Annotated in this window: 13 protein-coding genes; all 13 read right to left on the reverse strand. The window is 67.3% G+C overall.

The genetic code is table 11. The features are described from left to right. Positions 1–5: 5 nt before the first annotated feature. The gene (locus VZC37_RS00070) at positions 6–938 is read right to left on the reverse strand and encodes a F0F1 ATP synthase subunit gamma (RefSeq protein ID WP_330430382.1); all 933 of its coding nucleotides are present in this window, start codon (positions 936–938) and stop codon (positions 6–8) included. 42 nt (positions 939–980) lie between these two features. Next, entirely contained in the window at positions 981–2,612 is a 1,632-nt protein-coding gene (gene atpA, locus VZC37_RS00075) for a F0F1 ATP synthase subunit alpha (RefSeq protein WP_330430383.1), read from the reverse strand. A gap of 70 nt (positions 2,613–2,682) precedes the next feature. After that, on the reverse strand, positions 2,683–4,029 hold the full coding sequence (locus tag VZC37_RS00080; RefSeq protein WP_330430384.1) for a F0F1 ATP synthase subunit B/delta: 1,347 nt from the start codon (positions 4,027–4,029) through the stop codon (positions 2,683–2,685). Continuing rightward, a complete protein-coding gene (locus VZC37_RS00085; RefSeq protein ID WP_330430385.1) occupies positions 4,030–4,530 on the reverse strand; it encodes a F0F1 ATP synthase subunit B in 501 nt (166 codons plus the stop codon). Between the two features lie 30 nt (positions 4,531–4,560). After that, positions 4,561–4,812 carry a F0F1 ATP synthase subunit C gene (locus tag VZC37_RS00090; RefSeq protein ID WP_330430386.1) on the reverse strand — a complete coding sequence of 84 codons (252 nt, stop codon included), beginning with the start codon at positions 4,810–4,812 and terminating at the stop codon, positions 4,561–4,563. Positions 4,813–4,897: 85 nt separating this feature from the next. Beyond that, positions 4,898–5,662 carry a F0F1 ATP synthase subunit A gene (atpB, locus tag VZC37_RS00095; protein WP_330430387.1) on the reverse strand — a complete coding sequence of 255 codons (765 nt, stop codon included), beginning with the start codon at positions 5,660–5,662 and terminating at the stop codon, positions 4,898–4,900. Beyond that, entirely contained in the window at positions 5,659–6,072 is a 414-nt protein-coding gene (locus tag VZC37_RS00100; RefSeq protein WP_330430388.1) for an ATP synthase subunit I, read from the reverse strand. Before VZC37_RS00100 ends, atpB begins: the two co-directional genes overlap by 4 nt. Before the next feature lie 249 nt (positions 6,073–6,321). Next, positions 6,322–7,545 carry a glycosyltransferase family 4 protein gene (locus tag VZC37_RS00105; protein WP_431309333.1) on the reverse strand — a complete coding sequence of 408 codons (1,224 nt, stop codon included), beginning with the start codon at positions 7,543–7,545 and terminating at the stop codon, positions 6,322–6,324. A 31-nt stretch (positions 7,546–7,576) separates the two neighbouring features. Then, positions 7,577–8,809, reverse strand: coding sequence for a serine hydroxymethyltransferase (glyA, locus tag VZC37_RS00110; protein ID WP_431309290.1), 1,233 nt, complete (start codon positions 8,807–8,809; stop codon positions 7,577–7,579). A gap of 3 nt (positions 8,810–8,812) precedes the next feature. Beyond that, positions 8,813–9,469, reverse strand: a complete 657-nt coding sequence (locus VZC37_RS00115; protein ID WP_330430391.1) for an L-threonylcarbamoyladenylate synthase — start codon at positions 9,467–9,469, stop codon at positions 8,813–8,815. Beyond that, positions 9,466–10,395, reverse strand: a complete 930-nt coding sequence (gene prmC / locus VZC37_RS00120) for a peptide chain release factor N(5)-glutamine methyltransferase (RefSeq protein WP_330430392.1) — start codon at positions 10,393–10,395, stop codon at positions 9,466–9,468. Before prmC ends, VZC37_RS00115 begins: the two co-directional genes overlap by 4 nt. A 4-nt stretch (positions 10,396–10,399) precedes the next feature. After that, positions 10,400–11,476, reverse strand: coding sequence for a peptide chain release factor 1 (gene prfA, locus VZC37_RS00125; RefSeq protein ID WP_330430393.1), 1,077 nt, complete (start codon positions 11,474–11,476; stop codon positions 10,400–10,402). Positions 11,477–11,583: 107 nt separating this feature from the next. Further along, positions 11,584–11,811: a 50S ribosomal protein L31 gene (gene rpmE, locus VZC37_RS00130; protein WP_330430394.1), complete on the reverse strand. Its 228-nt coding sequence runs from the start codon at positions 11,809–11,811 to the stop codon at positions 11,584–11,586. Between the last annotated feature and the right edge of the window lie 303 nt (positions 11,812–12,114).

The following is a 12,114-nucleotide window of genomic DNA, read 5'->3' on the forward strand; positions in this document are numbered from 1 at the left end:
TAAGGTCAATTGGCGAGGGCGCTGGAGCCACCGACGATCTCGCTGATCTCCTGGGTGATCTGCGCCTGCCGGAGCTGATTGGCCTCACGAGAGAGCGTGGTGGCCAGTTCGTCGGCGTTGTCGGTCGCGGCCTTCATGGCGGTGCGGCGCGCGGCCGATTCCGACGCCGCACTGTCGAGCAGAGCGGCGTACACGCGGGTGGCCACGTACTTCGGCAACAGCGCCTCCAGCAGCGTCTCGGGCGCCGGTTCGAAGGAGTAGTTACGCGACGGGTTGTGGATCTCCGCTTCCATGTCGTCATCCTCCTCGGTGATGACGAGCGGGGCCACTCGCCGAACCTCCGGAGTCTGGGTCAGCATCGAGACGAACCGCGTGTAGACGAGGTGCAGTTCGTCGATGCCCTCCAGCGAACCGTCTCCGCCCGGTCGCTCCACCTGCTCGCCTGCGCCGGCCAGGAACAGGTCGACCAGGAAGTTGGTCGCCGTGCTGGCGTCGGTGTAGTCGGGTGACTGGGAGAAACCGGTCCACGAATCGGCGATGTCGGAGCCGCGGAAGCTGAAGAACCCGACGCCCTTCTGCCCCATCACGAACAGCACGGGCTCCTTGCCCTCGTCGCGGACCAGCGCCATCAGTTCGCGCGTGGCACGCAGCACGTTCGCGTTGTAGCCGCCACACATGCCGCGGTCACTGGTGATGACCAGGATGCCGGCGCGCTTCGGGTTCTCCCGCTGCACCAGCAGCGGATGGTCGAGCGATCCGGCGTTGCTCGCCAGTTCGGAGAGCACTTCGGTCATCTCGTGTGCGTACGGCTTGGCCGCGGCCACACGCGCCTGCGCCTTGGTGATCCGCGAGGTGGCGATCAGCTCCTGAGCCTTGGTGATCTTCCTCGTCGACTTCACCGAACGGATGCGTGAGCGAAGCTCACGAATGCTGGCCATGAGCCCTCACCCCTTCCTTCGAACGGACATCGGACGATGCGATCACGACTTGCGAACCGTGATCTGCTCGTGCGCGACGTCCTCGGAGTCCATCGCCTTGGTCTCGGCCTCGTTCACGACGCGCTTGCCGTCGTGGGTGAGGTAGCTGTTCTTGAACTTGTTGGTCTCGTTGACCAGCGCCTCGGCCTGATCGTCGGCGAGCACCTTGCCGCCGGCGATCGAGTCGTACACGCCCTTGGCCTCGTGATGCAGGTGGCTGAGCAGCTGCGTCTCGAAGTTGCGGATGTCGTTGACCGGCACCGAGTCGTAGTGTCCCTCACCGCAGAGGTAAATCGACACGATCTCGTCCTCCACCGAGAACGGCGTGTACTGGTCCTGCTTGAGCATCTCGACCCAGCGGGCGCCACGCTCGAGCTGTGCCTTCGAGGCGTCGTCGAGGTCGGAGGCGAACGCCGAGAACGCCTCGAGCTCACGGAACTGCGCCAGTTCCAGACGCAGCGAGCCGGACACCTTCTTCAGGCCCTTGGTCTGCGCGGCACCACCGACGCGCGACACCGAGGTACCGACGTTGATGGCCGGGCGGACACCCTTGTTGAAGAGGTCGGACTCGAGGAAGACCTGGCCGTCGGTGATCGAGATGACGTTGGTCGGGATGAACGCCGAGACGTCGTTGGCCTTGGTCTCGATGATCGGCAGACCGGTCATCGAGCCGCCGCCCATCTCGTCGGACAGCTTCGCGCAACGCTCCAACAGACGGGAGTGCAGGTAGAAGACGTCACCCGGGTATGCCTCGCGGCCCGGCGGGCGACGCAGCAGCAGCGAGATCGCGCGGTAGGCCTCGGCCTGCTTGGTCAGGTCGTCGAACACGATGAGGACGTGCTTGCCCTCGTACATCCAGTGCTGGCCGATGGCCGAGCCGGTGTACGGAGCGAGCCACTTGAAGCCGGCCGAGTCCGATGCCGGGGCGGCGACGATGGTCGTGTACTCCATCGCGCCGGCCTCGTCGAGGGCGGTCTTGACGCCCGCGATGGTGGAACCCTTCTGGCCGATCGCGACGTAGATGCAGCGCACCTGCTTGTCGGGATCGCCGGAGTCCCAGTTGGCCTTCTGGTTCAGGATGGCGTCGATGCAGACGGCGGTCTTGCCGGTCTTACGGTCACCGATGACCAGCTGGCGCTGGCCGCGGCCGATGGCGGTCATCGCGTCGATGGCCTTGATGCCGGTGGCCAGGGACTCCTCGACAGGCTGCCGCTCGAGCACGGATGCCGCCTGCAGCTCGAGGACGCGCTCCGCCTCGGCCTCGATGTCACCGAGTCCGTCGATCGGCTTGCCCAGCGGATCGACGACGCGGCCGAGGAACTTGTCGCCGACCGGCACCGACAGCACCTCGCCGGTACGACTGACCTGCTGGCCCTCTTCCAGCGACTCGTAGTCACCGAGGATGACGCAACCGATCTCGTCCTCGTCGAGGTTCAGGGCCACGCCGAGCACACCGCCCTCGAACTGCAGCAGTTCGTTCGCCATGGCGCTGGGCAGGCCGCTGACGTGCGCGATGCCGTCCGCCGTGTCGGTGATCGTGCCGACCTCGTCACGCGAGGCTTCGGCTTCGAACGACGAGACGTACTGCTCGATCGCTCCCTTGATTTCGTCTGGTGAGATCGTCAACTCCGCCATGGGTTCTCGTCTTTCTTGATCAGTCGGCCGGTGGCTCGGGTACTCGGGTGGTGGATGGTTGTGGGGCGCGTCAGCGCGGCAGGGTCTCCGCCGCCTTGGCCAGGCGCGTGGCGATGTCGGCGTCGATCACCTCGTCGCCGACGCCGATGCGCAGTCCGCCCAGCAGCTCGGGGCGGACCTCGGTCTGCACCGAGATGGTGCGGCCGTAGATCCGGCCCAGCACACTCGACAGCCGATCGGTCTGCGCGCTCGACAGCTCGGCGGCCGAGACGACGTGGGCGACGGACTCACCGCGGCGTGCCGCGGCGAGCTCTGCCAGCCGATCGACCGCCATGTCGGCGGGCTGCCCGTGCAGCAGACGGATGGTGTGCGAGAGCAGGTACCAGGTGTGCGAGTTGACCTGCTGGCCGACCAGCTTCTCCAGCAGACCCACACGCTTGTCCGCATCGTGGGTGTGGTCGGAGAGCAGCGAGGCCAGCTGCGGATTCGCCTCCAGTAGACGGCTCACCCGGAACAGTTCGTCCTCGACGCGCTCGATCGTGCCGTCCTTCTCGGCGGCGGTCAGCACGACAAGTGCGTTCTGGCGCCGCAGGCCGGCGACGAAGTCCGCCGTCGACGACCACCGCTGGGACGCCGCCGAGGCCACCACGTCGACCACGATCGGTGCCACCTTGCCGTCGAGCAGCGTGTGGACCAGTTGCTTCTTGCCCTGCGGGTTGTCGTCGTCGTCGGTGAGACGCTTGCGCAGCACCGGATTCCCGTTGAGGAACTCGATGACCTGGGTCAGCTCCACCGATGCGCTGGTCAGTGCAGCACCGTCCAGGTCGCCGGAGGCGGAGTCGAACTCGCGGGCGACGTTGAGCGCGGCCTCTCGGCTGCCGGCGCGCATCGAGTGCAGGCCGATCAGCTCGGCGCTGTGCGGCACGGTGTCCGCACTGCCTGCGGCCATCGACTCGAGTTCGTCGATGACCCGGTCAACACTCTGCGCCTGCGCGTCCGGGTTGGACAGGTGGCCACGGACCAGTTCGCCTGCCTTGTCGATCGCGGTCAGACCGAGATCGGTCCGCAGCTGGCGGACCAGGTTCGACCGGACGAGCGAGACCTGCGCTTCGCCGTGCTCGGTGATCCGCTTGACCTCATGGTCGGCCTGCGCCGACAGGTCGGACTTGATGCCCTCCGCATCGCGGGCGGCACCCTGGCGGAGTTCTTCGGCCTCGTCCTTGCCCTGCGTGATGGCACGTTCGTGTGCGGCTTTCGCATCGGTGACGCGGTGCGCGGCCTCTTCGCTCTCGGCGACCTGGCGATCGATGGCGTCCTGCTGTTTGCGGACCATCCGCTGCAGGGGTGGGCGCACGTACTTCCAGAACAGGAAGGCGATGATGGCGAACCCGACGAGTTGCCCGATGAAGACGTCCACTTACCTACCCGCTCCCGATGTCTGCGCCGTGGTCGACGACGTGGCTTCGTTCCCGAGCACCCGTGCCGCGAGCGTCGCCGACAGGGCGTCGACGTCACGTCGTGCGGTGTCGGCTGCGGTCTCGCCCTCGACCTTCAGTTGCTCGGACACGGCAGCCAGTTGCTGGTCGGCTTCCCGTGTCGCCCGATTCTTCGCCTCGGCCAACTGCTCGTTGCCCTCGGCGCGGGCCTGATCCCGAATACCGGTGGCATCCGCGCGTCCCTCGGTGACGGCGGCCCGGTACCCGGAATCGGCTTCCTCGTAGCTCGCCGCGGCGGACTTGTTGTCCTCCACGGTCTTCGCGACACGGTCGTCGCGTTCTTGCATCACCCGCACGATCGGCGGGACCACCATCGTGCGGATCACCAGAAACACGATGACGAAAATCGCCAGGCACACGAAGAACGTGGCGTTGGGGATGAGGAAGTTACTCGTCCCACCTTCTTCTGCGGCGAGATACATGTTGTCGCTTGCTTCCTATCGGTTCGGTCGTCAGCCTGCGGAGATCGGGGTGGCGAACACGAACAGCGCCATGAACGCCAGGTTGATGAAGTACGCGGCCTCGACCAGACCCACGGTGATGAAGAACGGGGTGAACAGTCGGCCCTGGGCTTCCGGCTGGCGTGCGATGCCCGCAACCAACTGCGAACCGGCCAGACCGTTACCGATACCGGCACCGACGGCGCCGCCTGCCATGATCAGGCCGCCGCCGATCAACGCGCCCATACCGATCATTGGATCCATTGAGAACTTTCCTTTCGGTGAAACTGGCAATCGGATTGCCAGGTCTTCGGGACTGCCCGGCGGCGCCGGTCAGTTCGTGGGTGGGTCAGTGATGGTCTTCCATCTCTGTTGCCTGACTGAAGTACAGGATCGTCAGCAGGGAGAAGATGAACGCCTGGATGAAGCCGACGAACAGGTCGAAGGACTTCCACAGGGCGTTCGGGAGCCACATTCCCCAGGCCGGCAGGAGTGCGATGACAGCAAGCATCGTAGCCGCGGCGAACATGTTTCCGAAGAGTCGGAGGGAGAGGGAGACCGGCTTGGCGAGCTCCTCGATGATGTTGATGGGCGCCAATCCGATCGCGTGACCCTTGACCAGGCGCGCCGGGTGTCCGAGCAGGCCGCGTCGACGGAAGCCGGCGAGGTGGTATCCGACGAAGACGAAGAGCGCGAGCGCGTAGACGAAGTTCACGTCACTGGTCGGCGTCTTCAGCAGCTCGTGCGAGACGTTGAGGCCTTCGGCGTTGGTGGTGCCGTACTGGACGGGCAGGACGCCGATCCAGTTGGCGATGAGGATGAATGTGAACAGCGTGACGGCCAGCGGCAGCAGGTACGGCGCGATCTTCATACCGATCGAGTTCTCGATCTGCGAACGCATCTGCCCGGTCAGGGTCTCGAAGTAGAGCTGCACGGTGTTCGGCCGCTTCGACGTCACCTTGAACCGGACCACGAAGGCCAGTGCGATGACGACCAGTGCTGCGATCGACGTGGAGATGATGGTGTCCAGATTGAAGGTGAGTCCGAACCACTCGACCTCGGTGTGGTGACCGACCTCGATAGTCGACTCTGCCAGGTAGGACGTTTCGGTCATAGCTGCTTACGCAGTCCTTTCATCACCGGGATAACCGCGTTCAGGACCAGGACCACCTGGCCGAGTGCGAGTCCGAACATCACGCCGAGCCCGTCGGGCCGGACCAGGAAGGCCGCCGCCAACGCGAGCAGGGTGATCGCACCCAGACGCACCGCGGAGTCGACGGCGAGAAGCTTCTTGCGGGGATTTTCTTCGGCGGCGACGCGGGACACGCTGAGCGCCACCATCTTTGCGTTGATCAGCACCCCGACCACACCGACCGCGAAGAACACCGCGAACAGCGGATGCCCGATGAGGACGGCCACCACCGCGACGATCGTGGACAGCACCGCGGCGATGATCGCGGGCCGCTTGAGCCCCGTCGGCGCGACCGGATAGACGGGAGCGGAGTCAGGGGCAGACGTCGTCATTTGCCACTCCTCAATTTCTTCCACTCCGGCAGGCACGGGGCATCGAGCCTGCGTTCAGCGGACACGCCGCTGGGCGTAAGCTCACGTTTTTTGAGACCCTACCAACAGGCGCCGAGCACGCTCACCGTGGGTGGGCGCAGGCGGATGTCGACCGGGTCGGCCCCGCGATCCCCCAGTGGGGCCAGCCGGTTTCCGTCGAACTACTACGGCTGATAGTACACGAGATTTTACGGAGTCATTACCGTGCCCTCACCGGTATGCGCGGCTGGCCGTGCGCAGCTGCGCGAACCGCCGGTGCAGACGTGGCGCCATGGTCACGAGCATCGCGATCACCAACCCACCGGCGAAGATCGGGATGACCACCGACAGCGGGAACAGCGTGGCCGCCGCCGCCGAGAACGCCAGCACCCCGACCCACAGATAGATGATCAGGGCCACCCGGCGCTGCGAATGTCCCAACTCGAGCAGCCGGTGGTGCAGATGCATCTTGTCAGGGGTGTAGAAACCGACCCCCGCCCGGGTCCGCCGGACGACGGCCATCAGCATGTCGAGCATCGGCACGAAGACGACCGCGGCGACCAGGATCAACGGCGAGAGCAGGGTGAAGACGTCGGCCGGACCGTATGCGTTCATCGCGATCCTGCCCGACGCACTCGTCGATGCCGCAGCGAGCATCAACCCGATCAGCATCGCACCCGAGTCGCCCATGAAGATGCGGGCGGGCGAGAAGTTGTGCGGCAGGAATCCCAGGCACGCACCGGCCAGCACGGTGGAGATCAGCGCCGGCGGGTAGTAGCTCACATCGCCGCCCTGGTCGTTGAGCAGCCCGAGTGAGAACATCGCGATCGCGGAGGCCGCGATCAATCCCAGTCCGGCGGCCAGGCCATCCAGGCCGTCGATGAAGTTGACCGCGTTGATGGTGGCGACGGTGATGGCGACCGTCAAGAGCCCCGCCTGCAGCGGATCGAGTACCACGGTGCCGATCTCGGCGAACGGGACATAGACCAGATACCAGCTGATCCCCATGATCACGAGCACGCCGGCCGCGGTGAGCTGACCGGCGAATTTGGTCAGGGCATCGAGTCCCCAGCGGTCGTCGATCACGCCGACCACGACGATCACCGTGCCGGCGACGATCACCGCGCTCATGTCGCTGGTGTAGGCGAACCCGCGCGTGAGCGCGGGCAGGTTGGCGGCGAGGGCGATCGCGGCAACGATGCCGGCGAACATGCCGAGCCCGCCGAGACGGGGTGTCGGGATCACGTGCACATCGCGCACCCGGGGCACGGCGACGGCGCCGACGCGGATCGCGAACACGCGCACCAGCGAGGTGAGCAGATAGGTCACCGCGGCAGCGGTCAGGCCGACCAGCGCCAGCTCACGCAAGGGCACACCTGCCCCGCCGGTGTCCACCACCGACAGCGCCGTCAGCTGTACCCCGGGTCCCGCGGCACCCGGTGACACACCGGACAGGCCGGCGACGGTATCGAACACCGGCTTCACGCTACCCGCCGAGCCGGAGACGGATTTCTCGCCGGAGGTCGGCGTGTTGAGTGCTCCCGACTTCGGCATCGAGTGCGCGCACGATCCATTCGGCGACCGTGACCATGTCATCGCGACCGAGGTCGGCGAGCACCGCGCACGGCGTCCCGAACCGGATCGCCGATCCCTCGGTGACCGGCTGCGGATCGAACGGGAGAACCGTCCGGTCGACGACGATCCCCGCCGAGTCCAAGCGACGCTGCGCCTCGGCGCCGGTCATGTCGAGACCGGACACGTCGGCCACCGCGAAGTGCAGATCGGTGCCGCCACTGACGATCCGGAGGCCGCGGGTCGCCAGCTCGTCGCCGAGCCGCTGCGCGCAGGCGACGGTGCCGGCCGCGTACTCCGCGAACCCGTCAGTGCCGGACTCCCGCATACACACGGCCTTTGCGGCGATCGAGTTCATCGCCGGACCACCCTGCACGAACGGATGGACCGCTTTCTGCAGCACAGCACGGTGGGCCTCGGACGCCAGGATCATGCCGCCGCGCGGCCCCTGCAGGACCTTGTGCGTGGACAGTGTGACGACGTCGGCGTACGGGACCGGCGACGGGATCACCCCGGCCGCGGTCAGGCCCGCGAGATGCGCGGCGTCGACCCACAGGATCGCCTCGGCCTCGTCCGCGATCCGGCGGAGCGCCGCGAAGTCGATCAGTCGCGAGTAGGCCGCACCACCCGCGACGATGATCCGCGGACGGTGCAGCAGGGCGAGATCGCGCAGTTCGTCGTAGTCGATGCGTTCGTCGGTGGCCCGGATGCCGTAGTGGATCGGCGCGAACCAGCGGCCGGAGAAATTGGCGCGCGAGCCGTGTGTCTGGTGGCCGCCATGCTGGAGCCGCAGCGCCAGCACGGGGTCCCCCGGCTGCGCGAACGCGGCGTAGACGGCGAGATTGGCGGCGCTGCCCGACAGCGGCTGGACATTGACGTACTCGGCCCCGAAAAGCTCGGCGGCGCGGTCCACGGCGAGGCGCTCCACGTCGTCGACGACGTCGCAACCGCCGTGATAGCGCGCTCCCGGATACCCTTCGGCGTACTTGGCGCCGAGATCCGACGTCAACGCGGCGCGGACGGCCGGACTGGCAGGTGTCTCGCTGGCCAGGAGCTGCAGTGTGGACGCGCGACGTCGCGTCTCACGCCCGAGGAGTTCGGCGAGCTCGGGATCCGACAGTGGCGGACCCGACACGGATTCGGGCATACGTCAGCGCGCAGTCAGCGCATCGGCGTCGAGGTCGAGCACCTCGGCGATGGCCTCGGTGGACACCGCACCCTCGCGCAGAATCCGCGGCGTGCTGCCGGTGAGATCGACGATCGTGGAGGCCTGCGCGGCCGCGGCCGGCCCGCCGTCGAGGTAGATCGACACCGACTCCCCGAGCTGCTCGCGCGCCTCATCGACGGTCGTCGCCGGCGACCGGCCCGAGACGTTCGCGCTCGACACCGCCATCGGACCGACCTCACGCAACAGTTCGATCGCCACGGGGTGCAGGGGCATCCGCAGCATCACCGTGCCGTCGGTGTCGCCGAGGTCCCACGCCAGGGACGGCGCCTGTTCGACGACGAGGCTGAGCCCACCGGGCCAGAAGGCCTCGACGAGGTCGCGGGCGGCGGTGGACACCGACAGCACGAGGCCGTCGATCGTGTGCCACGAGCCCACGAGGACCGGCACAGGCATGTCGCGCCCGCGCCCCTTCGCGGCCAGCAGTGACGCGACCGCCTCCGAATCGAAGGCCTCGCAGCCGATCCCGTACAGGGTGTCGGTGGGCAGCACCACCAGTCGGCCGGCCTTCGCCGCTCCGACGGCCGCGCGGATTCCAGCCGCCCGGGTGCTCGGTTCACCGCAGTCGAATACCGTGCTCACCCGGCCATCCTCCCACGCGGGTCGGCGGAGAGGTCCGGGGCCCGGCGCGCCGTGGCGAAGCGAGGGCGACCGGCGAGGTCGGCCCGGGTGAGCATGTCGAGGAACTGTCCGCTCGCACCAAGCCCGGCGAGAACGGCCGCCGCGGTCGTCTCGTCGTGCTCGATCCCGACGACCCCGTCCGGCCGCAACATGCGGCCGATGACCACGAGCATCGGGGTGATCACCGACATGCCGTCGTCTCCCGCGAAGACCGCCTCGTGCGGGTCGTGGGCGACCTCCGGCGAGATCACGCCGCCCTCGGGCACATAGGGCGGATTCGACACGACCACGTCGACCGACCGATCGGGAATGATCGCGCACATCCGGTCGACGTCGGTGACGTCGGCGGCGATCACCGAGATGCGCTCGGCGACCGCGGGCGGCGTCCGCTCGACATTGCGCCGCAACCACATCAGCGCATCCGGCGAACGCTCTACCGCCGTCACCTGTGCGGTGGGGGCCATCGTCGCCACGGCGATCGCGAGGGCACCACTTCCGCTGCACAGGTCGACCACGCGCGCCGGCCCACTCCCCTCGAGGCTGCGGGCGGCCCATTCGGCGAGGAACTCGGTCTCCGGCCGCGGGGTGAACACACCGGGCCCCACCTCGAGTTCGACGGGCCCGAAGGGAGCCGTCCCGATGATGTGCTGCAACGGGACCCGGCGCGCACGCCGCTGCACCGCGTCGTGAAATCGTGCTCGCGCGGCGTCGTCGACGGTGTCGACGATCAGCAGGCGCCCCCGGTCCACCCCCAGTGCGGCAGCCAGGAGCCACTCCGCATCGGTGCGCGCGGTGTCGACCCCGGCGGCGGCCAGCGCCTGTTGCGCCCACCGGATCTCGGCATCGGCTCGGTGGCCGTCACCCGATGGCCCGCCGGCCCGGTTCATCCCGTCACTCGGCTTCGAGTCGCGCCTGCCGGTCGGCGGCGACCAGTGCGTCGAGCAGCGCATCCATGTCGCCGTTGAGGACGACGTCGAGATTGTTGGCCTTGTAACCGATCCGGTGATCCGAGATCCGGTTCTCCGGGAAGTTGTAGGTACGGATTCGTTCGGAGCGGTCGACGGTGCGGATCTGCGCGGCGCGGCCCTCAGCGGCCGCGGCCTGCGCCTCCTCTTCGGCCGCGAGCTGCAGCCGGGCGGCGAGAACCTGCATGGCCCGCGCCTTGTTCTGGAGCTGAGAGCGCTCGTTCTGGCAGGTCACCACGATTCCGGTGGGCAGATGGGTGAGGCGCACCGCCGAGTCGGTGGTGTTGACGCCCTGACCGCCCTTGCCCGACGACCGGTACACGTCCACGCGCAGGTCCGACTCGTCGATCTGGACCTGCTCGATCTCTTCCGGTTCCGGGTAGATGAGCACGCCGGCGGCCGAGGTGTGGATTCGCCCCTGCGATTCGGTGACCGGAACCCGCTGCACCCGGTGGACGCCGCCTTCGAACTTCAGCCTCGACCACACCCCGTCGCGCAGTTGCTCTTTGGCCTTGATCGAGATCGTGGCCTCTTTGTAGCCGCCGAGGTCGCTCTCGGTGACACCGAGCACCTGCGCCTTGTAGCCGCGTCGTTCGCAGTATTTGAGGTACATGCGCGCCAGGTCGGACGCGAACAGCGCGGACTCCTCACCACCGGCGCCGGATTTGATCTCGAGCACGACGTCATCGCCGTCGTGGGGATCGCGCGGCGCGAGCAGATCGGTCAGCGTCGCGTCGAGTTCGGCCACGACTGCCTCCAATGCCGGGATCTCCTCGGCGAAGGAAGGATCGTCGGCGGCCAGTTCACGCGCGGCCGCCAGGTCGTCGCGGGCGGTCTCGAGGCGTCGATACGTCGCCATGATCGGGGCGAGTTCGGCGAAGCGCTTACCGACCCGCCGCGCGGCCGCTGGGTCGTCGTGCAGCGACGGGTCGGCGAGCTGCGCCTCGAGGCCCGAATGCTCGGCGAGGATGTCGTCGATCGCCGAGGGACTCTGCGTGGGCACCTGACCTCACTTCACTCTGACATCACTGGAAATCGGAATCGCTGGAGATGAAAACGACGCCCACCGGACGTGCCTGGGCACGTGCACGGTGGGCGTCGTCGATCGGGCTACTTGGCGTCGGCGTTCTTGCTCCGCTTGCCGTAGCGCTTCTCGAACCGGGCCACGCGGCCGCCGGTGTCGAGGATCTTCTGCTTACCGGTGTAGAACGGGTGGCACTGCGAGCAGACCTCGACGTTGATACGTCCGTTGTCGGCGGTGCTGCGGGTCTCGAAGGTGTTGCCGCAACCGCAGACGACGGTGGTCGTCGCGTACTCGGGGTGAATTCCCTGCTTCATCTGGTTGTCCCTTTCTCGTGGTCGCCGGGTCACCGTCGGGGATCGACGGTGTGAACCGGAACCGGACTCGACCGCTCAGTATGCCACGCGGACACGTCCAGTCCGAAATCCGCGGATTCGTCCGTGAGCAGGCATCTCGGCAGTCATCGCGCTCAACGCCGGACTGCCGGGTTTCATTCCTGAGTTAGGGCCACCTTAGGATAGTTAGGCTTAGCTAAGTTAGCCTCTCCACGGGTCACTTCACCGTCGCAGTGACACGAACCCCGACCGAAGCGCCGCCGACGAGCGGCTGCGCCCGAATGT

This window comes from Gordonia sesuvii (genome assembly GCF_036350415.1).
GTDB classification, from domain to species: Bacteria; Actinomycetota; Actinomycetes; order Mycobacteriales; family Mycobacteriaceae; genus Gordonia; species Gordonia sesuvii.

Coding starts and splice junctions, on each gene's coding strand:
- VZC37_RS00070 (WP_330430382.1), bottom strand. CDS start 938: ATGGCCAGCATTCGTGAGCTTCGCTCACGCATCCGTTCGGTGAAGTCG.
- atpA (WP_330430383.1), bottom strand. CDS start 2,612: ATGGCGGAGTTGACGATCTCACCAGACGAAATCAAGGGAGCGATCGAG.
- VZC37_RS00085 (WP_330430385.1), bottom strand. CDS start 4,530: ATGTATCTCGCCGCAGAAGAAGGTGGGACGAGTAACTTCCTCATCCCC.
- VZC37_RS00090 (WP_330430386.1), bottom strand. CDS start 4,812: ATGGATCCAATGATCGGTATGGGCGCGTTGATCGGCGGCGGCCTGATC.
- atpB (WP_330430387.1), bottom strand. CDS start 5,662: ATGACCGAAACGTCCTACCTGGCAGAGTCGACTATCGAGGTCGGTCAC.
- VZC37_RS00100 (WP_330430388.1), bottom strand. CDS start 6,072: ATGACGACGTCTGCCCCTGACTCCGCTCCCGTCTATCCGGTCGCGCCG.
- glyA (WP_431309290.1), bottom strand. CDS start 8,809: ATGCCCGAATCCGTGTCGGGTCCGCCACTGTCGGATCCCGAGCTCGCC.
- prmC (WP_330430392.1), bottom strand. CDS start 10,395: ATGAACCGGGCCGGCGGGCCATCGGGTGACGGCCACCGAGCCGATGCC.
- rpmE (WP_330430394.1), bottom strand. CDS start 11,811: ATGAAGCAGGGAATTCACCCCGAGTACGCGACGACCACCGTCGTCTGC.